We start from the raw sequence: 23926 nt of genomic DNA on the forward strand, positions 1-23926 counted from the left end.
ACGCGGAACTCGCGGGCCATGTCGTGCGCGGTCGCGAGCACGTGACCGAGCGGCGGCCTGCGCAGGACCCAGCGCTGGGTGCCGTCGGTGACGCGGTAGGTGAGGTTGGAGCGGCCGCCGGGGAACAGCTCGCCGGTCAGCGGTCCTGTGCCCAGGTGGGTGGCGAGCGCCCCGAGGTCGAGGCCGGGAAGTTCGGTCACAGGTTCACTCCGAGGGTGGCGAGGGTGGCGCGGGTGTCGTCGGCGGTGGTGTGGCGGAACGCGTGCATGCCCACAGCCTGGGCTGCTTCGACGTTGACCGGCGCGTCGTCGAAGAAGACCGCGCGCCCGGCGGGGACGCCGATCTGGTCGAGGGTGTGGCGGTAGATCTGCTCGTCGGGCTTGCGCATCCCGACGCGGCCGCTGATCACGACGGTGTCGAACAGCTCGATCAGCAGGTCCTTCGGGTAGCCCTCGCCCCAGCTGTTGGACAGCAGCGCGGTGTGCAGGCCGCTGGCGCGGGCCTTGCGGACGAGCTCGACCATCGCCGGGTCCGGGGTGGCGCCGCCGAACATGCGCTTGAGCAGCCCGTTGTCGTCGATGGCCGCACCGGTGGTGGTGATCAGCTCGGCCGCGAGGAGCCGTTCGAACTGCGGCACGGTCAGTTCGCCGGTCTCCAGGCGGAAGACCGGGTTGTCCGGGAGCGCGTCGCGGCCCAGCCACTCGCGCATGATGCGGCCGTAGACCTCGCGGTCGATGGCCTCGGCGTGCAGCCACGCGCCGACGAACTCGGGCACGGAGACGGTCAGGACCCCGCCCCAGTCGAAGACGAGCGCGTCCACGAGCGGCTGTTGCGGCAGTGAAGTGTCACCCACGAGACGGAGGGTACCGACCGGTCGGTATGTCGGCAACCGGGGGCGGCGGAACATCGACTTTCGTTGACCGGGACAACTGCCTTTAAGCGGTTTGCGGCGTGCGCGGACCTCGATACGTTCGAGGCCGAAGGGGGTCAGAAACTCATGGCAAGGATTCTTACGGTGGCCGCGGCCGCCGCGATGGCTCTCGCCGTCATCCAGGTCCCGGTTGCTCAGGCGGACAGCGGCGGCCGGGTCGTCCAGACCGACAAGGGTGCTGTGTCCGGAACGGTGACCAGCACGTATCGCACTTTCGGGAACATCCCGTTCGCCGCTGCCCCGGTGGGTGAGAACCGGTGGCGGGATCCGCTGCCGGCGCGGGCGTGGCAGGGCGTGCGGGACGCGACCAAGCCCAGCCCGAGGTGCGCGCAGTCCGCCGGGCTCGGCGAGCCTGTCTCGGACACCGAGGACTGTCTCTACCTCAACGTCACCACACCCGCGAAGAACCCGCGCAAGCCGCGCCCGGTGATGGTGTGGATCCACGGTGGCGGGTTCACCAGTGGCAGCGCCGCGAGCTATGCCGCGCAGTCGCTGGCGACGAAGAACGACGCCGTGGTCGTGACGGTGAACTACCGGCTGGGTGTGTTCGGGTTCTTCGGCTATCCGGGACTGCCCGGCTCGGGCGCCTTCGGCATCGCCGACCAGCAAGCGGCGTTGAAGTGGGTGCAGCGCAACGCCCGCGCGTTCGGCGGCGACGCCCGCAACGTGACGGTGTTCGGCGAGTCGGCCGGTGGGCTGAGCGTGTGTGCGCAGCTGGCGTCGCCGGGTTCGGCGGGGTTGTTCGCCAAGGCGATCATCCAGTCCGGCGCCTGCGGGGTCACCGGTGCGCAACCGGGGCAGACGTTCTGGAGGCGCCGTGCGGACGTCGAGAAGCTCGGGGCCGCACAGCCACTGGGCTGCCAGGACGTGGCGTGCCTGCGGGGCCTGCCGGTGTCGAAGCTGCTCGAGGTGCACGCCGTGTTCGCGAACCCGGCGTACGACACGCGGGTGCTGCCGATCGATCCCGTGGCCGCGCAGAAGACCGGCCGCATGCACCGGGTGCCGACGATGGTCGGGTCGACGCACGACGAGGCGACGTTGTTCGTCGGTTTGATCTTCCCGGCGGTGGTTCCGGAGACCACGTACCGGGCGCAGATCGCGGGCTTCTTCGGGGAGGCCAACGCCGACGAGATCGTCGCCCGCTACCCCGTGAACGGCAACGGCGACGTCCGCGACGAGCTCGGCACGGTGCTGACGGACAGCTCGTTCGGGTGCGCGTCGCACGACACGCGGCAGCAGCTCGGACGCCACCAGCGGGTGTCGGGCTACGAGTTCGCGGACGTCGACGTGCCGATGATCTTCCCGGACATGCCGCCGATCCCCGGTGGCTACAAGGCGTACCACGCCTCGGAGCTGCCGTTGCTGTTCGACTTCGGGGTGCCGCTGACGCCGGGTCAGCGGGAACTCTCGGACTACATGGTCACGGCCTGGGGCAGGTTCGCCCGCACCGGTGATCCCGGCTGGAAGGCCGATGTGCAGTCGCTGGCCGCGGGTCAGGTGCGGCCTGCTGATTTCGCGAAGGACCACAAGTGCGATTTCTGGGGGCAGCTGTGAGGACGATGCTGACCGCCGTGCTCGCGGCGGCGATGGCGTTCTCGGTCGCCGGCGTGGCGGCCGCGCAGGACGACGGGTCCGTGGTGCGCACGGACAAGGGCGTGGTCTCGGGGACGGTGACGGGCACGTATCGCTCGTTCGGGAACATCCCGTTCGCCGCTCCCCCGGTCGGCGAGAACCGCTGGAAGGACCCGGAACCCGCCGCGGCGTGGCAAGGGGTGCGGGACGCGACGAAGCCCGCGCCGTACTGCGCGCAGAACGGGCAGCTCGGGCAGCCGGGCTCGCAGACCGAGGACTGCCTCTATCTGAACGTGGTGACGCCGGCGAGGAATCCGGCCAGGCCGCGTCCGGTGATGGTGTGGATCCACGGTGGCGGGTTCACCGCGGGCGCGGCGTCGGAGTACGACGCCCGGTGGCTCGCGACCAGGAACGACGTGGTCGTGGTGACGGTGAACTACCGGCTCGGGGCGTTCGGGTTCTTCGGCTATCCGGGGCTGGCGGGGTCGGGCGCGTTCGGTCTCGCGGACCAGCAGGCGGCGTTGAAGTGGGTGCAGCGCAACGCCCGCGCGTTCGGCGGTGACAGCCGCAACGTGACGGTGTTCGGTGAGTCGGCGGGTGGGCTGAGTGTCTGCGCGCAGCTGGCGTCACCGCGGGCGGCGGGGTTGTTCGCGAAAGCGATCATCCAGTCGGGTCCGTGCGGGCTGACCTTCCCGGGTTCGGCGCCGGGTGAGTTCCCCGGGATCTGGAAGCCGCGGGCGGAGGTGGAGAAGCTCGGCGCCGCGCAGCCTCTGGGCTGCTCGGACATCGCCTGTTTGCGGGGCCTGCCGGTCGAGAGGCTGCTGACGGTGCACGAGCAGTTCGGCTCCCCCGCGTACGGCACCGCGGTGCTGCCGGTCGACCCGGCGCTCGTCCAGAGGACCGGGCGGATGACCCACGTGCCGACGATGGTCGGGTCGACGCACGACGAGATGACGTTGTTCGCGCCGTTGATCTTCCCGCAGGTGGTTCCGGAGGCCGGTTACCGCGCCTTCGTGGCCGGGTTGTTCGGTGAGACGAACGCGGACGAGGTCGTGGCGCGGTACCCGGTCAACGGCAACAACGACGCGCGCGACGAGATGGCCAGGATCCTGACCGACAAGTCGTGGTCGTGCACCACCCAGGTGGCGCGCAGGGAGCTGGGACGGCATCAGCGGGTGTTCGGCTACGAGTTCGCGGACTCCGACGCGCCGATGATCTTCCCGTTGCCGCCGTTCCCCGACTACAAGGCGTTTCACGCGTCCGAGCTGATGTTCCTGTTCGACATGAAGGCGCCGTTGGACGCGAAGCAGCGGGAGCTGTCGGACTACATGATCGCGGCGTGGGGACGGTTCGCGCGCACCGGTGATCCAGGGTGGCGTTCGGAGGTGCGATCACTGGCACCTGGAGCAATCAGGGGCACTGATTTCGCCCGCGATCACAAGTGCGCGTTCTGGTCGTCCATCCTGTAGCGCATGCCCGGCTACCGCGAGCTCGCCCGCGACGGTGAGTTCCGCGCCCTGTTCGTCGCGCATCTGGTGTCGGTGGCCGGCGACCAGTTCGCGCGGGTCGCGCTGACGGTGCTGGTGTACGACCGCACCGCCAGCGCGGGCCTGACCGCGTTGACATTCGCGCTGACGTTCCTGCCGGACCTGATCGGCGGGCCCCTGCTGTCGGGGCTCGCCGACCGGTTCGCACGCAAGGAGGTGATGGTGGCCGCCGACCTCGCGCGGGCGGCCCTGCTGCTGGTGATGGCCGTGCCGCTGATGCCCCTGTGGGCGTTGGCGGCACTGCTGGTCCTGGTGCAGTTCGCGGGGGCGCCGCACGGGGCGGCGCGGGCGGCGTTGCTGCCGCAGATCCTGCCCGACGAGCGGTATCCGCTGGGGCAGGCGGTGTTGAGCACGGTGACGCAGGTGGCGCAGGTCGCCGGGTTCCTGTCCGGTGGGGCGCTGGTGGCGTGGCTGGGGTCGGGGCCGGTGCTGGTGGCGGACGCGGTGACCTTCCTGGTGTCGGCGTTCTTCGTGGGGTTGTTCCTGCTCGACCGGCCGGCGCCGCGTGGCCGGCGCGTGCGGGCGTGGCCGGCGGACCTGGCGGGTGGGACGCGGCTGGTGTGGCGTGATCACCGGTTGCGGGCGCTGGTCGCGCTGGCGTGCGTGTCCGGTTTCTACATCGTGGGCGAGGCGCTGGCGGTGCCGTTCGCGGCGCAGCTGGGCGCGGGTCCGGCGGTGGTGGGGGCGATCTTCGGCTCGTACGCGGTGGGCGCGGCGGCGGGGATGGTGGTGCTCGCTCGGATGCCCCGTGAGCTGGGGATGCGGTGGATGCCGTGGCTGTCGGTCGTGTCGTGCGCGGTGCTCGTGCCGATGGTGTTCGCGCCGGGGCTGGTGTGGTCGTTGGTGCTGTTCGCGTTGTCGGGTGCGGCGAGCGGCTACCAGTTGCTGGCGAACACGACGTTCGTGCGGATCGTGCCGGACGACGTGCGCGGGCAGGCGTTCGGTCTGGCGGTGACGGCGTTGCGGGTGTCGCAGGGGCTGGGCATCGCGGCGGCGGGCGTGCTGGCGGAGTGGTGGCCCGCGCACGACGTGGTGGCGGCGGCAGGGCTGGTCGGGGCGGTGGCCGCGGGCGGGGCGGTGTGGTGGTGGCGGCAGAGCGCGCGGCTGCTGGAGCAGGCCACCTAGCCCGCTTGCTGGCCATGGCGTCTGCAAGTACCACCAACCCAAGATCATCCAGCCTCTACCTACTACCAACTGGTGAGGCGGCCAGTTGGTAGAGGCTATTTGATCACTTGTTGGGGGTACTTGCAGACGCCGAAAGGGCCTGGCGGGCGCGGTGTTCGGCTAGTTGGCGGCCTTGGCGGGCGGCGATCTCGACGGCTTCGGTGGCGGTGCGGGCGGCGGTGGCCGGGTCGCCGAGGGCGAGGAGGGTGTGGGCGAGTTCGGTGAGCACGTCGGCTTCGAGCAGGAGTTGCCGGTTGCCGCGCAGCAGGTCGAGCGCCTCTGCCGCGAGGGTGTGGGCGGTCGCGGGGTCGCCCGCGGTGCGGTGGGCGGTGGCCAGGCCGAGCAGGGAGGCTCCCTCGCCGTAGCCGAAGCCGATGTCGCGGGCCAGTTCGAGGGATTCCTCGAACCGCTTGCGGGCGGAACCGGGCTCGCCTCGACGTTCGTGGATCGCGGCGATCACCATGATCATGTTGGTCTGGGTGCGGCGTTCGGCGAGCTCACCGCTGAGTTTGAGGGCCTCGTCGGCGAACTCGGCCGCGCGATCGAGGCGGCCCGCGTCGAGGTGGACCTCCGCGAGGCAGGCCAGTGAGGCCAGCTCGCCGATGCGCTGGCCGGCGTGCCGGCAGTAGGCCAGCACCTGATCGTGGTCGGCGGCCGAGGCGTCGAGCCGGCCCAGTGCCCAGTGGGCGATGCCGCGGCCGTTGAGGCTGCGGTGCACGAGCTCGCGGTGATCGAGCTCGCGGGCCAGCGACAGCGCCTGTTCGTGGTGGTCGAGCGCGACGAGCGGCGCGCCGAGGTAGAGGTTGCCCAGGCCGTTGGAGTTGAGGGCCTGGACCTCCAGCTCGGTGTTGCCGGTGGCGCGGCAGATCTGCAGGGACCGGCGGCTGTAGGTCAGGGCGGCGGCGGGACGTCCCAGCTGCAGCACCTGGCGGCCGATGTTGTGCAACGCGTCGGCCTCGGCGTCGGGGTCGCCGAGCTCCTGGGCGATGGCGAGCATCTGCTCGTGGTGCTCGGCGGCGCGTTCCCACTCGCTGAGGTTGTAGAAGATCTGGCCGAGCAGGTTGAGCAGCGACAGCCGCGCCTCGGTGTTGCCGGCGGTGACCGCGGCGCGCAGGGCGGCGACGAGGGTGGAGACCGCCTCGCCGGTGTGGCCGCGGGCGCGCAGGTAGCCCAGCAGGACGGCGACCATCCGCCAGGCCAGGCGCTGGGCGTCCGGGCGGGTCGCGGCCCAGGTGACGGCGGCGAGCAGGTTGTACAGCTCGTCGTCGAGCCAGCGGACCGCGTCGGGCTCGGTGAGCGCCGGGTCGGGTGGTGCGTCGCGGACCGCGGGGACGGGGAACGCGAGCCGGGCGGCCGCGGTCGCCCGGTCGAGGTAGTGGGTGACGAGCGCGGTGTGAGCGGTGTCGGTGTCCTCGCCGCGGGCTCGGTCGGCGGCGTACTCGCGGATCAGGTCGTGGAAGCCGTAACGGCCGGTGTCGGTGCGCAGCAGCAGCCCCGCGGCGGCGAGCCGGTCGAGCGCCCGACGTGCGTCGAACACGTCGACGCCCGCGAGCGCGGCGGCCGCGGGGACGCCGATGTCCGGGCCGGGCGCGGTGCCGAGCAACCGGAACAACGTCTGGTCGGCACCGCTGAGCCGCAGGTAGGACTGGTCGAACGCGGCCCGCACCGCGGACTGGTCGTCACCGTCGATGGCCAGCGCGGCCAGACGGCCTCGGCTGGTGAGCTCCAGGACGTAGGAGGCGACGCTGCAACCGGGGTCGGCGGCGAGGTTCGCGCCGGCGATCCGCAATGCCAGCGGCAGGTGCCCGCAGGTGGCGGCGAGCTCGCGCAGGGCGGCGGGTTCTGCCTGCGCGCGGACCGGCCCGACCAGGTCGAGAAGGACCGCGCGGGCCTCGGCCTCGTCCAGCACGTCGAGCCGCACGACCTGCGCGCCGGGGTTGACGACCAGGCCGCGCAGGTCGTGCCGGCTGGTGATCAGGGCGACGCAGCCGGGCGCGCCGGGCAGCAGCGGACGGACCTGGTCGGCGTCGGCGGCGTTGTCGAGCACCAGCACCATCCGGCGTCCGGTGAGCGCGCTGCGCAGCAACGCCGACTGCTCGTCGAGGTCGGCGGGCACGCGGTCACGGCCGAAGCCGAGCGTGCCGAGCAGCCGCAGCAGCGCCGCCGACGGCGACAGCGGCGGGTGGGCGGCGAAACCCTGCAGGTTCACGTGCAGCTGGCCGTCGGGGAACCGGTCGGCCCACCGGTGGGCCACGTGCACCGCGAGAGAGGTCTTCCCGACACCGGGCGGCCCGGAGATCACGATGTTGCGCTCGTCGCCGGCGGTGAGCCGGTCCAGGTGTTTGATCGCGGCGGCTCGTCCGATGAACCGGCGCAGGTCACCGGGCAGTTGCGCGATCACCGGCGGCGCGGCGTCCGGGATGTCCACGGTCAGGGCCGCCTGGTGCGCGAGCTGCAGCCGGGTACCGGGTTCGACGCCCAGCTCGTCGACGAAACGACCGCGGATCTCGCGGTAGGTGCGCAACGCGTCGGCCCGGCGGCCGGTGCGGCTCAGCGCGGTCACCAGCTGCGCCCAGTACGCCTCGTGCCAGGGCTGTTCCTCGGTGGCCCGCACCAGGTCGCCGATGATCTCGCGGGCACGGCCGAGCGCGAGACACGCGTCGAAGAACCGTTCGCGGGCCTCCTGCAGCTCCTCGGCCAGCGCCGGGACGTCGTCGCGGTGCAGCGACTGCGAGGGCACGTCCTGCAGCGCCGGGCCGCGCCAGCAGCGCAGCGCCTCGGTCAGCAACGCCAGCTCCCCGGCGCCGTCGGCCGTGCGGGCCGAGCGCACGGCGTCGCGGAACCGGGTCAGGTCCAGCGCCTGCGGCCGGATCCGCAGCAGGTAGCCGTCCGGGCGGGTCTCGATGACCGCGTCGTCGTCCTCGCCGAGCGCGCGACGCAGCCGCAGCACGTACATCGGCACCGACGTGCGGCCCGCGGGCGGCGGAACCCCGTCCCACAGCCGGTCGATGATGGTCGGCAGCAGCACCACGGAGTTCGCGCGCAGCAGCAGGGTGGCCAGCAGGACCCGCAGCTTCGGGCCTTTCAGGGGCACGGCGTGCCCGTCCCGCTCGACCGAGAGCGGTCCCAGTACCCCGAACGCGAGCACTCCCTATCACCCCCAAGCCGCAGAGTGGCCGATTCAACCAGTGCGAGGGCGTGGAGGCGGTGTCGTGGTGACGAAACGTGATGCCCGGCGGCGGTGGAGAGTGCCCGGATCAAGCACCCTCCGTCGCCAAGTCCGGCATCAGGCTGTTCTCACACCGTCCAGTCGGTCGAGCCACGGGTCCAGTCGGTCGAGGTGAAGGTCCAGTCGGTCGACGACGCGAACGTCCAGTCGGTCGAAGCGAACGTCCAGTCCGTGGACGTGGAAACGAAGGTCCAGTCGGTGGACTGCGCGCGGTTCATCATGACCGTCTCCTTGTGGGATTTTCGGGTTGTACAAAAGGGGTGAGAACGCGAGGACTACTCACGGTGAGGTCCCCCACATGGAGCCACGACTTCGCGTGACCCGGTAGCTACAGTGGTTGGTTCCTGATGGTTTTCGGTGGGGGTGGCAGCGTGCCTTGGCTCGACCCGCGCCGGTGGAAGCTATGGTCCCTTCCTCCTGCTGTGCTGACCTACGTCGTGACGATTGCCGTGGCTGCGGCACTCGTCACGCTCGCGACCGCACGGCTTACCCCTGTCGAGGTGCGCCACTGGGTGTGGCTGGGCGCACTCTCCGTGGGTGCACTCGTGCACATGGAAGCGGCACGCGGCATCGAACGCATCCGCGAGATCTCCTCTGAGGGTGTTCCTCACGCGCAGATGCAGTCCGTGTGGCAGTTCGCGGGCGTGCTCGTACTCCCCATGCCACTGCTCGTGATGCTCGTGCTGGCCATCTACCTGCACGCGTGGCTGCGGGTCTACAAACGCCGTGCGGTCCTCTACCGGAAACTGTTCTCCGCCGCCACTGTCGTACTTGGATGTGCCGCCGCGCAATGGGTGCTGGCCATGTTCTCCGCGACCAACCCCGCTGAGCTGGACGGGCCACGCGGCCTGCTCGCCCTCGTGACCGCCGGATTCCTGTACTGGTTCGTCAACTACGCCCTGGTCGTGGGCGCCATCGTCATGACGAACCGGACCAACCCGATCCGCACGGCGCTGGGCCACGCGTCCGACGTGCTGATCGTGACCGCCTCGGTCGGCCTCGGCTCCGGTTTCGCGATCATCGCCACCGCCCGCCCCTGGCTCACGCCGATCCTGCTGCTCACCGTGCTGGCCCTGCACATGGGCCTGCTGCTGCCGCAGTTCCGCGTCGCCGCCCGCACCGACTCCAAGACCGGCCTGGTCGACGCGACGTTCTGGCACGACGTCGCCGAACGCGAGATCGCCCGCGCCCGCCGCCTGGTCTCCACCGTCGGCCTGATGATCCTCGACCTGGACCACTTCAAGCAGATCAACGACACCTACGGCCACCTCGCCGGCGACCGCGTGCTGCGCGCCGTCGCCGACGCGCTCAAGCACGCCGTCCGCTCCTACGACCTCGTCGGCCGCTTCGGCGGCGAGGAGTTCGCCATCCTGCTGCCCGGTGTCGGCACCGACGAGGTCGTCGCCACCGCCGAACGCCTCCGGTTCGACATCGCCCGCCTCGAGGTCGAGGTCATCGACCGCGGCGGCGAGACCCGCGTCATCACCGGCCTGACCGCCTCAGCCGGCGCCGCCGTCTTCCCCGACACCGCGACGGAGCTCAGCCCGCTGCTGCTGGCCGCCGACGAGGCGCTCTACCACGCCAAGGACTCCGGCCGAGACCGCGTCTTCAGCGCCTAGGCGCTGTTCAGGCGTCGAGGAACGTCGCGAGCTGCTTGGACACCGTGTCCGGATCCTCCACCCACGGGTAATGGCCCACGCCCTCGTGCACGTACATCGTGACGTCGGGGAACAGCTCCGCCAGCTCCGCACAGCGGCGGACCGGCGAGATCGGATCCTCGGTGCACGCGTAGACCAGCACCGGGTGACCGAAGTCCGTCATCGCCCGGCGCAGAATCCCCGGCACGAACGCGCCCTCGGCGTTGTAGCCCAGCGCCACGTGGTACTTCCACTGGCCCAGCTCCGCGTTCGCGTGCGCCTGCGCGCGGTCGTCCCAGCGGGCGTAGAGCAACGGAGAGGCGGCGACGCGGTTCTCCACCGAGTCGTCCCCCGCGGCGTTGCGCGCCAGCGCCGTCGTGGCGCTCTCGAACCACGGCTCGTTCACACGGGCGGCCAGGAACGTGTCCCAGTCGCTCTGCTCCGGCGACAGGCCCACCGACCGCAGCGCCGGCGTGAGCAGCGCGAGCCTGCCGACGTGCTCCGGGAAGTCCGCCGCGTAACCCATCGCGATCCCGGCGCCCGCGGAGTGACCCAGCACGTCCACCACGTCCAAGCCGAGGTGGCGGCGCAGCATCTCCACGTCGCGGACCAGCATGTCCCGCCGGTAGGTGAACGGATCCGCCGGCTCGTCGGACTCGCCAGTGCCGCGGTTGTCCAGAACCACCAACCGGCGGTGCGCGTCCAGCCCGCCCAGGGTCCCCAGGTACTCCGAGGCCCTGCCGGGACCGCCCGCGAGCACCAGCAGCGGAGCGCCCTCGCCGGTTTCCCGGTAGGCGAGTTCGGTGCCGTCGAACGAGGTGAACCGTGCCATGCTGCACATCATGCCGAAGATCGCCACGGCCGACGTCGTCGACCGGCCGCAGCTGCTCGAGTTCCTCCGCTCCCGCCACCACGGCGTCCTGATCACCCGCCGCTCCTCCACCGACGGAGTGCAGGTCTCCCCCGTCGCGTGCGGAATCGACACCGACGGCCGGATCGTCATCTCCACCTACCCGCAGCGCGCGAAGGTCCGCAACGCCCGCCGCAACCCCAACGTCACGATGTGCGTGCTCTCCGACGACTGGGACGGCGCGTACGTCCAGATCGACGGCACCGCCGAGATCCTCGACCTGCCAGAGGCGCTGGACGACTTCGTCGAGTACTACCGCTGCATCGCCGGCGAGCACCCCGACTGGGACGAGTACCGGGCCGCGATGCTGCGCCAGGGCAAGTCCCTCATCCGCGTCACGATCGACTCCTGGGGCCCCATCGCCACCGGCGGCTTCCCACCAGAGCTCGACGCCTGATGAAACTCTGGATGAAGATCGTCCTCTGGGTGTACGTCGCGTTCAACCTGCTGCAGGCCGTCGTGCTCGCCTTCGCCCCGGAGATCACCGACCGCGCCTACCTCGGCGGCGAGATGACCCCGACGCGGGCGTTCCAGTGGTACAGCGTCGCCGGCTACCACGTGCTGATCATCGCCGTGACGATCGTGACGATGGGCCTGCGGCGGGCAGCGGACCGCCGCAAGCTCATCCTCGTCAACGCGCTGATGTACCTGTTCTGGGACGCCGGCTCACAGCTCGCCCACTGGGGCCGCGAGATCGGCATGGCCACCACGGACCTGCTGATCAACACCGGCGTCAGCATCACCACCGGGCTGATCCTGCTCACCGTGGCGTGGTTCGACCGCGACCCCGCTAGCTAGCCCAGTTCCCGCCCCACCCCTTGGGGTTCTCCAGCAGCACGCAGGCTCCACCGTGCGGGCCCTCGACCGACGCGAACGTCCCGATCTGCAGTCGCGAGGGCCCCACCGACACCCGACCGTCCAACTCGGACACTCGCGCGCACGCGGCCTCGATGTCATCGACCGCGAAGTAGACGCCCCAGTGGGACTCCGCGCCGAACGACGAGTGCATGGTTCCCGCCACCGGACGCGGATCACCGTGCCGCGAAGAGGTGTAGAGGCCGAGGCCCCGGTCTCCGGCCGCGGTCTCCCAGCCGAGCTCGCGTTTCCAGTACGCGTCGTCCTCGTCCGGCGTGCTGGTCATCAGCTCGACCCAGCACGGCTCACCATGCCGCGGCGCCGGAGCCCACGGGCCGTGCAGCACCCGGCCACTGTCCACAGAGGAGTTCGCCTTCAACGCACGCGGCTCGTCACCACCGAAGAAGACACGCCAACCCTCTTCTCCCGCAACAACTTGAGCCGCAAGTCTGTCCCCGACCCAGCCCGTGAACGACCCACCCGGCTCCGCTATCACCGCCCAACCGAGAACCACGGCGAAGAAGTCCACCGTTTTCTCAGGCTCGGCAACGCTCAACTCAAGACGACGCAAACCGCAAGAAGACACGAGCATCCCATCAGGCGGGGATCAGGAGCGCGCACCATCCTCTGCTCCGACCACCCGAGACGACAATGCGCCATTCGGCGGCATGCGCTCCGCGTTCACCACGTCACGCAACGGCACCGGCCTGCCGAGGTGGAAACCCTGCCCCACCCGGACACCGAGCTGCTTGAGAGCCTCAACCTGGGACGGCCGCTCGACCCACTCGGCGACCGCGGAAAGCCCCAGCCCGTTGGCGATCTGCACGATCCCGGACACGAGCACCGCGTCCGCGTCGTTGGTCTCGATACCCTTCACGAACTCGCCGTCGATCTTGATACCCGTGATCGGCAGATGCTTCAGATGCACGAACGACCCGAAACCACTGCCGAAGTCGTCCAGCGTGATCCGGCACCCGAAGCTGCGCAGCTGGGTCGCGAGCGTGACGGCAGCGTCCAAATTGGTCACCGCCGCCGTCTCCGTGATCTCCAGGCCCAGCCGGCCAGGGGCGACGCCCGCCCTGCTCAGCTTGTCCAGCACGAAACCACCGAAGTCCGGATCCTCCAGCGTGCGGCCGGAGACGTTGACGTTGAACCGCAACCGCGAGTCCGGCTCGGCCACCAGCGCGTCGATCGCCGTGGACAACACCCAGCGATCGACGTCGAGAATCAGGTTCGACCGCTCCGCCACCGGCAGGAAGTCCGCCGGGCCGAGGTACGGCTCCTGCTGGTCCTCCAGGCGCAGCAGCAGTTCATGGCCGAGAACCTTGCCCGAGTGCAGCTCCACCATCGGCATGCCGTAGAGCGCGAGACCGTTGCCCGCCAGCGCCGCTCTCAGCCGATCCAGCACACTCACCCGCTTCACGGTGTCCGCGTAGTGGTTCGGCTCGTACACCGTCACCCGGTCACGGCCCGCCGCCTTGGAGGCGTACAGCGCGAGATCGGCGTTCGCCAGCACCAGCTCCCACGAGTCACCAGGACCGAACTCCGCGAGACCCGTGCTCACCGTGATCCGCGCCGGCGTACCGATACCCGCCAGCGGGAACCCCGCCACCGCCGCCTTGAGGTTGTCGGCCACATCGGACGCGTCCTCCAGCGACGCACCCGGCAGCACCACCGCGAACTCGTCACCACCCAGACGCGCGATCAACCGGTCACCCAGCCGCGACTGCAACGCGCTCGCCAGCATCCGCATCACGCGGTCACCCACCGCGTGACCGCGCAGGTCGTTGACGTCCTTGAAGTTGTCCAGATCCAGCACGAGCAACGCGCCCGACCCGTTGTTCGCGAGCTCTTTCTCCAGCGCCCGCGTGAGCGCCCTGCGGTTCGGCAGACCGGTCAACGGGTCCTGCTCGGCCATCCTCACGAGCTCGTCGTGCACCCGCGACGACTGGGTGACGTCGTGCGCGGTACCGAGAGCCCGCAGCGGTGCACCGTCATCGCCCACCACGACCTCGCCGAAGCACTCGAAGACACGTTCCGCGCCATCGGGCCTCAGCATCCGATGCGTGTAGGTGAACACGCTCCCGGTCTTCAGCGCCGTGTCGAGCGTCTCCTCGATCATCGGCAGGTCGTCCGGATGCACCAGCTGCGAGTACAGCTCGAAGTCGAACGCCGTCCCCGGCGAGAACCCGAACATCTCCAGCAGAGTGTCCGACCAGGTCACGCGGTCGTCCGAGATGGACCACTCCCACGTGCCCATCCGGCCCAGCGCCTGAGCCCTGCGCAGCGCGTCCGCCTCCTGCGTCACGGTCAGCTCGCGATCACGCCACGCCGACACGTCCACGACCTCGTACATCAGGTCGTCACCGAGCTTCGAACACCGCACTTCCAGCCACTTCGGACCGGGCGCCAGCACCTCCCTGGCAGGCGCCGGAACCTCCGGCACCCCAGGCAACAGCGCGGGCAGCGACCGTCCATAAGCCTGCTCGACCGGAACACCGAGCACAGCGCCCAGCGCGCGGTTGCACCACAACAGGTTCCCGCGCGCGTCCGTCACGGCATAGCCGACATCCGCCCGGTCCAGCACCGTGCGGGTATACGAGGTCACGCGCGTCATGATCGTCCGATCACCGGACGTAAGCAACCCGCTACGCCGGTCAGTTCGCTATTTTGCGAACGGCTTTCAGCGAAGCCGCTCCAAACCCTTCGCCGACTCCACCAGCTCGGCAGCCAGCTTCCGCAGCTCCTCGTTCTCAGCCCCGTCCTGCGCCGCCGTCACCACGTCCTCGGCGGCACACCGCAACTGGAACAACCGGTCCTGCAGATCAGCCAGCTCAGCGGTGGACAGTACTACGGCATCCTCGGGAAGCCCGCCCCGCTGCAACGCCGCCCGCCGCTCGTACGCGCGCTGACGACACGGCTGAGCGCAGTACCTGCGTGGCCGGCCGATTCGCCCACTCCCCGGCAACCGCCTCCCGCACCACGCACAGTGCTTGGGCTCATCCGCCTCCATGGAGCGCTCCATGGCGCGCGACGGTAGCGAATGCCGGTGGGTGGTCTCCAGCGACGCGCCAGAAAGCACGACCTTCGTAGGGAACCGGACAGTACCGGTTCGGCGATTGGTGTTGGTTTCAGGGCAGGTTTCGGTGTGTTGTGAGGGGTTCGGCGGTTGGTTCACACGAACGGGTGCGCTCGTGCGTGCGATCCGTCGCCTTGCGCAAGTGGTGTCGTGACTGCGCCCGGCGCCGCGACCTTGCCCGAAGGTTCCTCGCTCTCTGCCCTTCTCACCCCACGCGTAGCGGGCCTTCCTCGTTCCATGGCGTGGTTGTTTCGTGCGGTCGGGCTGGGACTGTGAGGCCGATAGGCCTGGTTTTAGGCGACACTGAAAGAATAGAGAGAAAGAAGAAAGTGTCTCGCCACCCACTGTCCACCCCGGAGCCACCGCGACCAGGCAGACTCGGCCTCGTGACCCACCCGTACCTCGCAGGCCCGCACCCCAGGGCGTTCGCCCACCGCGGCTGGCACGTCGACGACCTCAGCGGCATGGAGAACTCGCTGAGCTCCTTCCGACGGGCCGTGACCGAGGGATACCGGTACATCGAGACCGACGTGCACGCCACGAGCGACGGAGAGGTCGTGGTGCACCACGACCACACGCTCGACCGGACGACCGACGGGCAGGGCAAGGTCTCGGAACTGCCTTGGACCGAGGTGCGCATGGCACGGATCGGCGGCAGAGAGCCGATCGCGCGGCTCGCGGACGTGCTCGAGGAACTGCCCGACACGTTCTTCAACATCGACGTGAAGAGCGAGAGCGCGGTCGAGCCGATCCTGAACCTGTTGCGCAAGGCCAAGTCGCTGCACCGGGTGTGCCTGGCGAGCTTCTCGGACAGCCGGCTCGCACGGCTGCGGCGCCGTGGCGGACCGGAACTGCTGACGTCGATGGGACCACGATCAGCGGGCGCGCTCTGGGCGGCCGGGCGGATTCCGTTCGCCGGGCTCGCCGTGCGCGGACAGGTGGCACAGGTACCGGTGAACCAGGGACGGCTCACCGTGGTGGACAAGAGGTTCGTCGAGGCGGCGCACCGCAGGCACCTCGAAGTGCACGTGTGGACGATCGACGACGCGGACGACATGCGCGCGTTGCTCGATCTCGGCGTCGACGGTCTGGTGACCGACAGGCCGGACGTGCTGAGGGAAGTACTCCGGTCGCGCGGTACCTGGTAACAGGTTGGGCAGTCGATCATCGGCCGTGTCGGCGGACAAGTACAGTCCGCCGACATGAAGGTCAAGGGCGACGACGCCGCCGACGCCAGCAAGATCAAACGCCGCCGAGAGCAGCGCGGCTGGGTCTGGTACGACGTGGCGAACTCCGTGTTCCCCACGTCCGTGGTCACAGTTTTCTTCTCGCTGTACCTGACGAGCATCGCGACGAACGCCGCCAAGGCCGACACGGCGCTCAACGGGGCGAATCCCTGCGGGAACGACAGCGCGTTCGACCACTGCGACGTCACGTTCCTCGGAGCGCAGTTCCCCGCCGGCTCGCTGTGGGGTTACCTGCTCTCCATCGCCACGGTGATCCAGGTCGTCGTGCTGCCGGTCATGGGCGCCATCGCCGACCGCACCCAGAACAAGAAGAAGATGCTCGCGGCCTTCGCCTTCACCGGTTCCGCGGCCACCATCGCGCTGGCGACCGTGTCGGGCACCAACTGGACCCTCGGCGTGTTCTTCTTCATCATCGCGAACATCGGCTACGGCGCCAGCGTCGTCGTCTACTACGCCTTCCTCCCCGAGATCGCGACACCCGACGAACGCGACGCCCTGTCCAGCCGCGGCTGGGCGTTCGGCTACCTCGGCGGCGGTGTGGCACTGGCGATCCAGCTCGGCATCACGTTGTCGGCCGACTCCCTCGGCATCACGTCCGGTGACGCCGCACGCATTGCGTTCGTCATCTCCGGCGTGTGGTGGGCGGCGTTCACGATCATCCCGCTCACGCGCCTGACCGAGCACCAGGCACCGCACGGCAGCGAGCACGGCGGCTCCGTGGTCTCCGCCGGCTTCAAGGAGCTCGGCGCGACCCTCAAGCAGGCCAAGGCATTCCCGCTCACCCTCGCGTTCCTCGGCACCTACCTGATCTACACCGACGGCATCGCGACCGTGGCCAACGTGTCGGCGCAGTACGGCAGCGTCGAGCTGAAGTTCGAGCAGCAGACGCTGATCACGGTGATCCTGATCGTCCAGTTCGTCGCGTTCATCGGCGGCGTGCTGCACGGCTTCGTGGCCAAGCGGATCGGCGCGAAGAAGACCATCCTCGGCTCGCTCGTGGTGTGGATCGTCGTCATCACCGCGGCGTTCTTCGTCAAGGCGGGCGACGAGATGCAGTTCTACCTCGTCGCGGCCGGCATCGGCATCGTGCTCGGCGGCACGAACGCCTTGTCCCGCAGCCTGTTCAGCCAGATGGTGCCGCCCGGCCGCGAGGCGCAGTACTTCTCGCTCTACGAGGTCGGCGAGCGCTCCACCAGCTGGCTCGGCCCGCTGGTGTTCGCCGGCGTCGGCCAGGCCACCGGCAGCCTGCGGCCCGCCATCCTCGCCCTGATCATCTTCTTCGTCGCCGGCTTCATCCTGCTGACCTTCGTGCCCGTGCGCAGGGCCATCAAGGCAGTCGGGAACGCAGAACCGACGCTCGTCTGACCGGCGCGGCGGCGCTGATCACCAGCAGCGCCGCCGCCACCACCAGATAACCCCTGAACTCCGGCGGCGCCGGCACGTACGTGAGCGCGACCCATCCCCCGAACACCACCGCGAACACCGACAACGCGCGTCCCAGCAGCGCGTCACCGCGCACATGGGCGTAGACCCGCAGGCCCAGCACCGCGACCGCCAGCACGACCGCGCCACTGCCCAGCACGACCACGTCGGCCAGGCCGAGCACCACCGCCGCACCGGCCCACCACACCAGCGGCCGCACGGACGGCGTCGGCGCGTCCTTGTGGAACCCCAGGCACAGGCACACCAGCGTCAAGATCGACGGAACGTGCCACAGCACCGACCACACGCTCGGCTGAACCTGGAAGAACTGCGTCAGCCAAACCACCAACGTCAGCCCGTAGGCCACCTTCGCCCACGTGCGCTGCCCCCTCAGCAGCAACACGAACGCCACCACCGGCAGGAAGTGGCTCAGCATCACCCACGGTGGCTGAGGCAGGAACTCCGGCATCGAACGGACGAGGATCTCGCTGCGCACGGCCGTCGCGATGTAGGTGAAGCTCAGCAGCAACCCGAGCACACCCAGCCACCGCACCACCCCGCCCAGCCGCAACGCCCCCACCGGCGCGCTGACGGCCGCGAACCGCGTCCGCACGGCCAGACCGAGCATCGCCCCCGTCTCGCCCCAGCCCGGCCAGCTGTGCTCCAGGTCGAGCTCGTCCGTGCGCTCGATCAGGAACAGCCCGACCATCTCCTCCTCGCGGTCCTCCCGGTACCACCCCGGCAGCACCTTGAGCAGCAACCGGTAGCGGCGCTCCAGGTTGGTGGTCATGACAGCCGCGGCTTCCGGACCGGCGCGAGCGCGCTGAACACGAGCAGCACCACGATCGGCAACGCCAGCACCAGCGCCTCTCCCCCGACCAGCAGGAACGCCAGCGGCGCCAGCTGCAGCACGGCGAACAACGACAACGCACGCCCGAGCACGAAGTCACCCCGCACGAACGCGACCACGCGCATGGCCACCGTGACCAGCCCGACCACGATCAGCCCCAGTCCCGACGCGAACCCGCCGAGCACACCGAGCAGGACCGCTCCCCCGCCCCACCACAGCAGCCTCCTGGCCGGCGGTGTCGGCGCCTCCCGGTGGAAACCCAGGCACAGACACACGAACGTCACCAGCGACGGCACCTGGAACGCGCTCCACAGCAACACGTACCGGTACTCCCCCAGCGACGCCACGGCCAGCAGCACCGGCGCGAGCGCCGAGACCTTCGCCAGCGTGCGCCTCCCGCCGAGCAGGGCCGCGAACGCCACGATCGGCCCGATCTCCAGCAGCCGCCACCAGCTGATCTCCGGAGCCCACGCGGGATTGCCGTACGCGACGGCGAGCTGTGTGATCGCCGCTCCGGCGAAGAACACGCCGAGCAGCAGCCCGATCATGCCCAGCGCCCGCACGATCTCGCCGCGCCACACGACCTTGGCCGGCACGTTCGTGAACGCCGCACCGGCCGCCAGGTGCGTGCGCACGGCGAGGCCGAACATGGCCGCGGTCTCGCCCCACCCCGGCCAGCCGTGCTCCAGGTCCAGCTCGTCGGTGCGGTCGGCCAGGAACAGCCCGACCATCTCCTCCTCGCGGTCCCGCCGGTACCACTTCGGCAGGACCCTCAACAGCCGCCGGTAGCGCCGCTCCAGGTTGCTCAAGCCCTGTTCGCCCATGTCTGGACACCCCTCCCCCTCAGCACCGCGGAAGCCGCCCGCACGTTCGCGCTCAGCCGCGCGACCTCCGCCTGCAACGCCCGCACACCGGAGTCGGTGAGCTTGTAGTAGCGCCGCAGCCGCCCCTGATGCACCTCTTCACGGTCGCGCTCGGCGAGCCCGTCCGCCACCAACCGGTCCAGCACCCCGTACAGCGTGCCCACCCTCAGCACCATGCGCCCCTCGGACAGCTGCTCCACCGCCTGCACGATCGCGTAACCGTGCAACGGCTCCTCCGCGAGCGCGGTGAGCACGAGGAACGTCTGCTCGGACATGACCCGACCACTCATGTCGTTGAATATATCGCGGCGCGAGCTATATCGGGAAGCGGAAGATCGGACGTGGTCCGATTTCAGGCAGCACTGAAGTTATCGAGTGGTCCGAGTCGAGACGATGTTTCGATGGTCTGCGCAGCGGCAATGTCTGCGCGATGGTTGCGCGGCCGACTGGAAGGGAGGATCGATGGGCAGGGATACGCCGTGGGGATTCCTCAAGATCACCACCCAGGCACTAGGGTGACCCGCCGTGGACGCCCTCCCCGATCCGACAGATGCCCTGTCCGCTGTGCCTGTCGCGGGTTCCCGACGGTCTACGCCGGTGGTGGGACACCTCAAGTTCTTCTTCGGCCCCATGGACTGCGGCAAGTCGACGCTGGCGCTGCAGATCGACCACAACAACTCGCGGCAGGGTCGTCGCGGGCTGCTGCTGGTGCGGCACGACCGGTCGGGGCGCCCGCAGATCTCGAGCCGCATCGGCATCACGCGCGAGGCCGCGGAGATCCGCGACGACGACCTCCGCCAGCTGGTGCGCGCGGAGTGGGCCGTGGGCCAGCGCGTGGACTACCTGATCGTGGACGAGGCGCAGTTCCTCTCCCCCGCTCAGGTCGAGCAACTGGCCGAGCTCGCGGACGACGTGCAGGTCGACGTCTACTGCTTCGGGCTCGCCACGGACTTCCGCGGCGAGATGTTCCCGGGGTCGCAGCGGCTGGCAGCGGCTGTTCGAACTGGCCGACGAGCTGAAGGCCATCCAGGTCGAGGTGTTGTGCTGGTGCGGGGTGCCGGGACGGTTCAACGCGCGGGTGCGGGCTGGACGGGTGATTCGCGCCGGAGACACGGTTCTGGTCGCGGACACGGTTTCGGATACGGAACAGCACCGATCGGGTACAGAGAGCAACTGTGTAACCGATACCACGGAAACTACTATCCGTTACCAAGTGCTCTGCCGGCGTCACTTCCGATTGGGTGACCTAGGCCCTGACGTCGCACAAAGTGGCCAGCTGCGCTTGGCCTAGGCGGTTACACACAGGGTTGGCTAGGCCATTAGAGTGACGCATGAGCACAGTAGCTTGATAACGCGTCACGATCCTGTGGCGATCGCATCCATTAGTAGGAAGCCTTCGTTGACGAGTGAACGACGTCACTGTGGGCGACCATGAGAGCGAGCCGGAAACAAACGGAGCAATCCGGGCGTTGCACACGGTGAGCAAGAAGCCTGGGCCCCGGCCCTGAGCCGAGCGAAAGGACACCGCCATGGCCGACCGCGTTTTGCGTGGAAGCCGGCTCGGAGCAGTCAGCTACGAGACCGACCGCAACCACGATCTCGCTCCGCGCCGGGCAGCGCGGTACGCCTGCCCGAAGGGACACGACTTCGAGGTCCCGTTCTCCGACGACGCCGAGTTGCCGCCGACCTGGGAATGCCGCCTCCACGGCACCGAGTCGAAGATCATCGACGGTGTCGAGCCGGAGGTGAAGAAGGTCAAGCCGCCGCGCACGCACTGGGACATGCTCCTGGAGCGCCGGTCGATCCCCGAGCTCGAGGAGCTGCTCGACGAGCGCCTCGAAGAGCTGCGTGGACGCCGTACCCGCACGGCCGTCCCGGTCTCCCGCCGGGGCGGCTTTTTGCGGCGCCTTGAGCAGTGCACGGCCCCAGACGAGGCCTGCCGCGGTGAGCGCGGTCCAGATCGCCAGCGCCACGATCGACCGCGGTGAGCCGAGGTCGCTGAGCGCGTCTCCCAGTGTCGCGGCGAGCACGGTGGACGGGATGAGGCCCAGTGCGGTGCCGAGCGCGAAGTGCCGTGGTGTGACCGCTGTGACACCCGCGCCGTAGTTGGCCAGGGTGAACGGGACCACTGGCAAGAGCCTCACGACCAGCGTCGCCTCGATGCCTTTCGCGGCGAACACGTCTTCGATCGTGCGCAGCCGTTCTCCGAGCCATGGCGCCACGGCTCGGCGGCCGAGCCGGCGGGCGATGCCGAACGCGATCATCGCGCCCGCCGTGAACCCGGCGATCGCCAGCACGCTCCCCCACGCGACGCCGAACAGCAGGCCCGCCGCGGTGGCGAGCACCGGCTTCGGGAAGAAGATCGCTGTGCCGAGCGCGCAGATCGCCGCGAACACGGCAGGGGCCGCTGTGCCCGCTTGGCCGACTCGTTCGCGGAGTTGTGCGCCGTCGGGGATGTCGACGAACCGAGTTGCTGTTGCTGACGCGATTACGAGCAGCACCAACAACACAAGGCCCGCACGACGCATCAGTCCAACGTACCTTGGCGCCATGACCGTGACGCTGCCGTCGGGAGAGACCGTTCCCGCGCTCGGGATGGGCACGTGGATGATGGCCGAGAAGTCCTCTCTGCGCGCCGCCGAGATCGCGGCGCTGCGGGAGGGCCTCGACCTCGGCCTGACGTTGATCGACACCGCCGAGATGTACGGGTCCGGCGCTGCCGAGTCGCTCGTCGGCGAGGCGGTTCTCGGACGCCGCGACGAGGTGTTCCTGGTGTCGAAGGTGCTGCCCTCCAACGCCTCTGTCACCGGCACGGTGCGCGCGTGCGAGGCCAGCCTGCGCCGCCTCGGCACCGACCGCCTGGACCTCTACCTGCTGCACTGGCGCGGCGGCGTGCCGTTGTCGCAGACGGTGGAGGCGTTCGCTTCGCTGGTGTCGTCCGGCAAGATCCGGCACTGGGGCGTCAGCAACTTCGACCTGGCCGACATGCGTTCGCTGGCCGAGTTGCCCGGCTTCTGCCAGACCAACCAGATCCTCTACAACCTGTCGCGGCGCGGCCCGGAGCACGATCTGCTGCCGTGGCAGGCATCCGCCGGCATGCCGGTCATGGCCTACTCCCCCGTCGAGCAGGGCAGGTTGCTGGGCTCTGCGGTGCTGGCATCGGTGGCGGCCCGGCACGGCGCCACACCCTCCCAGGTGGCACTGGCGTGGGTGCTGCGGCTGCCTGGTGTCATCGCGATCCCCAAGGCTGGTTCTGCCGCGCACGTGCGGGAGAACGCGGCGGCTTCGTCGTTGGAGCTGTCCGCAGAGGACCTGGCGGAGCTGGACCGCGCCTTCCCTCCCCCTGCGGGTCCTGAGCCGCTCGAGATGCTTTAGTTCCGTGCCATGAGCTGGACTGGGATCGAGAGCTGGGTCCGCGCGACGTCGCCGACGCTGCACGCCGCGCTCCGGCCGCCCGCCACGGACTCGGACATCGCCTCCGCCGAGGAGTCCCTCGGGCTGTTGCTGCCGCCTGAGCTCGTCGCGTGGTGGCAGCAGTTCGGCGGTATCGCGCAGACGTACCGGCGCTGGCCGCTCATCCCGCCCCACTGGCAGCCGCTCGGGCTGGACGGAGCGCTCCGGCTGCGCAAGGTGATGATCGACGCGATCAGCGGCATCCACTTCGCCACCCGCGGCGAGGAGAAGGACTTCGAGGCGGCGGCGTTGCGGGAACCCGCGGGAACGCCGTGCGTGGAGCTGTGGCTGCCGGCGTGGCTGCCGGTGGCGACCGACGGTCTCGGCTACTGGTTGTTCGTGGATCTGCGTGGCGGCGAGCAGTACGCGTGCGTGATGGAGTGGGACAAGTACAGCGGCGCGGACCGCGAACCCGTGTGGCCGGGCGTCACGGCGATGCTCGAGGAGACCGTGCGGGCGTTGAGCGGTGATCACGAGCAGCACCGGCTGGTGTTCGAGCACAACGACTTCTTCTGGGAGTGAGACGTCCGTCCCACTCTCACCCCGGCCTCACGCCCGGTTCAGTAACGTGAACAGGTCTTGCCAACCAGACACCAGGAAGCGAGGTGAGCGACACATGCCAGGCGACAGTAGCCCGCGCAGGTCTTTCACCTCGCACGTCCTTTTTGGGCACGCTCCAGTTTCTGGCGTGTGACGCACACCCCCTGCGCAACAAGGGGAGTCACACGATGCACGTCTTCGACATGACGCTGCGCATTGCCGAGAGCATGGGCCTCGGCGCGTTGATCGGTTTCGAGCGGCAGTACCGCTCGCGCATGGCAGGCCTGCGCACCAACGCCCTCGTGGCTGTGGGGGCGGCGCTTTTCGTCCTGCTGTCCGCACAAGGGTTCGACGGCCAGGGCGACCCCACGCGGGTCGCGGCCCAGGTGGTGTCCGGCATCGGTTTCCTGGGCGCGGGCGTGATCCTGCGCGACGGGCTGTCGGTGCGCGGACTGAACACCGCGGCCACGCTGTGGTGCGCGGCCGCGGTGGGGTCGCTGGCGGGTGCCGGGCTGCACGTCGTGGCAGCGGCGGGCACGGTGGCGATCATCGCGGTCAACATCGGCCTGCGCGAGCTCGGCCGCGCGGTGGACCGCAAGGAGGACTAGTGGCGTGGCCCGGAACGTT

Annotated in this window: 21 protein-coding genes and 4 pseudogenes; 13 read left to right on the plus strand and 12 right to left on the minus strand. The window is 69.7% G+C overall.

Going from position 1 to position 23926, the window contains the following annotated elements; all coding sequences use genetic code 11:
* Nucleotides 1–200 (minus strand): phosphotransferase (locus UK23_RS39460; RefSeq protein ID WP_045316908.1); only part of this gene is annotated, 200 nt, incomplete at its 3' end.
* Nucleotides 197–853, minus strand: coding sequence for an HAD family hydrolase (locus tag UK23_RS39465; protein WP_231114881.1), 657 nt, complete (start codon nucleotides 851–853; stop codon nucleotides 197–199). The genes UK23_RS39460 and UK23_RS39465, both read right to left, overlap by 4 nt.
* Nucleotides 854–997: 144 nt before the next feature.
* On the opposite strand from UK23_RS39465, the gene UK23_RS39470 reads away from it, so the two are divergent.
* Genes UK23_RS39470 through UK23_RS39480 form a run of 3 tightly spaced genes read left to right on the plus strand, consistent with a single transcriptional unit; the run spans nucleotide 998 to nucleotide 5175 of the window.
* Nucleotides 998–2485 carry a carboxylesterase/lipase family protein gene (locus UK23_RS39470; RefSeq protein ID WP_231114882.1) on the plus strand — a complete coding sequence of 496 codons (1488 nt, stop codon included), beginning with the start codon at nucleotides 998–1000 and terminating at the stop codon, nucleotides 2483–2485.
* A 5-nt stretch (nucleotides 2486–2490) separates the two neighbouring features.
* The gene (locus UK23_RS39475) at nucleotides 2491–3972 is read left to right on the plus strand and encodes a carboxylesterase/lipase family protein (RefSeq protein WP_063778160.1); all 1482 of its coding nucleotides are present in this window, start codon (nucleotides 2491–2493) and stop codon (nucleotides 3970–3972) included.
* A 3-nt stretch (nucleotides 3973–3975) separates the two neighbouring features.
* Complete coding sequence (locus tag UK23_RS39480; protein WP_045316909.1) at nucleotides 3976–5175, plus strand: MFS transporter; 1200 nt, start codon at nucleotides 3976–3978, stop codon at nucleotides 5173–5175.
* A gap of 103 nt (nucleotides 5176–5278) precedes the next feature.
* Here the strand turns inward: UK23_RS39480 and UK23_RS39485 are convergent, their stop codons facing one another.
* Entirely contained in the window at nucleotides 5279–8362 is a 3084-nt protein-coding gene (locus tag UK23_RS39485) for an AfsR/SARP family transcriptional regulator (protein WP_045316910.1), read from the minus strand.
* A 149-nt stretch (nucleotides 8363–8511) separates the two neighbouring features.
* On the minus strand, nucleotides 8512–8664 hold the full coding sequence (locus UK23_RS52235; protein ID WP_156213716.1) for a hypothetical protein: 153 nt from the start codon (nucleotides 8662–8664) through the stop codon (nucleotides 8512–8514).
* A 150-nt stretch (nucleotides 8665–8814) separates the two neighbouring features.
* On the opposite strand from UK23_RS52235, the gene UK23_RS39490 reads away from it, so the two are divergent.
* Complete coding sequence (locus UK23_RS39490; RefSeq protein ID WP_231114883.1) at nucleotides 8815–10062, plus strand: sensor domain-containing diguanylate cyclase; 1248 nt, start codon at nucleotides 8815–8817, stop codon at nucleotides 10060–10062.
* A 7-nt stretch (nucleotides 10063–10069) separates the two neighbouring features.
* Here UK23_RS39490 and UK23_RS39495 read toward each other — a convergent pair whose 3' ends face one another.
* On the minus strand, nucleotides 10070–10912 hold the full coding sequence (locus UK23_RS39495; protein ID WP_045316912.1) for an alpha/beta fold hydrolase: 843 nt from the start codon (nucleotides 10910–10912) through the stop codon (nucleotides 10070–10072).
* A 10-nt stretch (nucleotides 10913–10922) separates the two neighbouring features.
* On the opposite strand from UK23_RS39495, the gene UK23_RS39500 reads away from it, so the two are divergent.
* Nucleotides 10923–11387, plus strand: coding sequence for a PPOX class F420-dependent oxidoreductase (locus UK23_RS39500; RefSeq protein ID WP_045316927.1), 465 nt, complete (start codon nucleotides 10923–10925; stop codon nucleotides 11385–11387).
* Entirely contained in the window at nucleotides 11387–11788 is a 402-nt protein-coding gene (locus UK23_RS39505) for a hypothetical protein (RefSeq protein ID WP_156213717.1), read from the plus strand. Before UK23_RS39500 ends, UK23_RS39505 begins: the two co-directional genes overlap by 1 nt.
* Here UK23_RS39505 and UK23_RS39510 read toward each other — a convergent pair.
* The 3 genes from UK23_RS39510 to UK23_RS39520 all read right to left on the minus strand — a co-directional run bounded on the left by UK23_RS39510 (nucleotide 11781) and on the right by UK23_RS39520 (nucleotide 14870).
* Nucleotides 11781–12437 carry a VOC family protein gene (locus tag UK23_RS39510; protein WP_082115349.1) on the minus strand — a complete coding sequence of 219 codons (657 nt, stop codon included), beginning with the start codon at nucleotides 12435–12437 and terminating at the stop codon, nucleotides 11781–11783. The genes UK23_RS39505 and UK23_RS39510 overlap by 8 nt on opposite strands.
* Nucleotides 12438–12452: 15 nt before the next feature.
* Nucleotides 12453–14453 (minus strand): putative bifunctional diguanylate cyclase/phosphodiesterase, encoded by a 2001-nt coding sequence (locus UK23_RS39515; RefSeq protein WP_231114884.1) that lies wholly within the window; start codon nucleotides 14451–14453, stop codon nucleotides 12453–12455.
* A 75-nt stretch (nucleotides 14454–14528) separates the two neighbouring features.
* Nucleotides 14529–14870 (minus strand): hypothetical protein, encoded by a 342-nt coding sequence (locus UK23_RS39520; protein ID WP_045316915.1) that lies wholly within the window; start codon nucleotides 14868–14870, stop codon nucleotides 14529–14531.
* 440 nt (nucleotides 14871–15310) lie between these two features.
* Here UK23_RS39520 and UK23_RS39525 point away from each other — a divergent pair, with 440 nt between their 5' ends.
* Together UK23_RS39525 and UK23_RS39530 are read left to right on the plus strand one after the other, a co-directional pair.
* The gene (locus tag UK23_RS39525) at nucleotides 15311–16072 is read left to right on the plus strand and encodes a glycerophosphodiester phosphodiesterase (protein ID WP_045316916.1); all 762 of its coding nucleotides are present in this window, start codon (nucleotides 15311–15313) and stop codon (nucleotides 16070–16072) included.
* Between the two features lie 54 nt (nucleotides 16073–16126).
* The gene (locus UK23_RS39530) at nucleotides 16127–17536 is read left to right on the plus strand and encodes an MFS transporter (RefSeq protein WP_045316917.1); all 1410 of its coding nucleotides are present in this window, start codon (nucleotides 16127–16129) and stop codon (nucleotides 17534–17536) included.
* On the opposite strand, the gene UK23_RS39535 is transcribed toward UK23_RS39530, so the two are convergent.
* From UK23_RS39535 to UK23_RS39545, 3 genes are read right to left on the minus strand one after another with little or no spacing between them, the layout of a single operon-like run.
* Entirely contained in the window at nucleotides 17499–18383 is an 885-nt protein-coding gene (locus UK23_RS39535; RefSeq protein WP_045316918.1) for a hypothetical protein, read from the minus strand. The two genes, UK23_RS39530 and UK23_RS39535, sit on opposite strands and share 38 nt — an antisense overlap.
* Nucleotides 18380–19267: a hypothetical protein gene (locus UK23_RS39540; protein WP_045316919.1), complete on the minus strand. Its 888-nt coding sequence runs from the start codon at nucleotides 19265–19267 to the stop codon at nucleotides 18380–18382. Before UK23_RS39540 ends, UK23_RS39535 begins: the two co-directional genes overlap by 4 nt.
* Entirely contained in the window at nucleotides 19249–19581 is a 333-nt protein-coding gene (locus tag UK23_RS39545) for a PadR family transcriptional regulator (protein WP_045316920.1), read from the minus strand. The genes UK23_RS39540 and UK23_RS39545 overlap by 19 nt, the downstream gene beginning before the upstream one ends.
* Before the next feature lie 322 nt (nucleotides 19582–19903).
* On the opposite strand from UK23_RS39545, the pseudogene UK23_RS39550 reads away from it, so the two are divergent.
* A pseudogene (locus UK23_RS39550) lies at nucleotides 19904–20597 on the plus strand (thymidine kinase).
* Between the two features lie 238 nt (nucleotides 20598–20835).
* Nucleotides 20836–21177 (plus strand): annotated as a pseudogene (locus UK23_RS53215) (RNA polymerase-binding protein RbpA); the annotation flags it as partial.
* A gap of 147 nt (nucleotides 21178–21324) precedes the next feature.
* Here UK23_RS53215 and UK23_RS54260 read toward each other — a convergent pair.
* Nucleotides 21325–21858: pseudogene (locus UK23_RS54260) on the minus strand (TVP38/TMEM64 family protein); the annotation flags it as partial.
* Between UK23_RS54260 and UK23_RS39560 the strand changes: the two are divergent.
* The 3 genes and pseudogenes from UK23_RS39560 to UK23_RS39570 all read left to right on the plus strand — a co-directional run.
* The gene (locus UK23_RS39560) at nucleotides 21857–22681 is read left to right on the plus strand and encodes an aldo/keto reductase (RefSeq protein ID WP_045316921.1); all 825 of its coding nucleotides are present in this window, start codon (nucleotides 21857–21859) and stop codon (nucleotides 22679–22681) included. The pseudogene UK23_RS54260 and the gene UK23_RS39560 sit on opposite strands and share 2 nt — an antisense overlap.
* Before the next feature lie 9 nt (nucleotides 22682–22690).
* A complete protein-coding gene (locus UK23_RS39565) occupies nucleotides 22691–23281 on the plus strand; it encodes an SMI1/KNR4 family protein (RefSeq protein ID WP_045316922.1) in 591 nt (196 codons plus the stop codon).
* Nucleotides 23282–23487: 206 nt separating this feature from the next.
* Nucleotides 23488–23904, plus strand: a pseudogene (locus UK23_RS39570) (MgtC/SapB family protein); the annotation flags it as partial.
* Between the last annotated feature and the right edge of the window lie 22 nt (nucleotides 23905–23926).

Source organism: Lentzea aerocolonigenes, assembly GCF_000955955.1.
Lineage (GTDB): Bacteria > Actinomycetota > Actinomycetes > Mycobacteriales > Pseudonocardiaceae > Lentzea > Lentzea aerocolonigenes_A.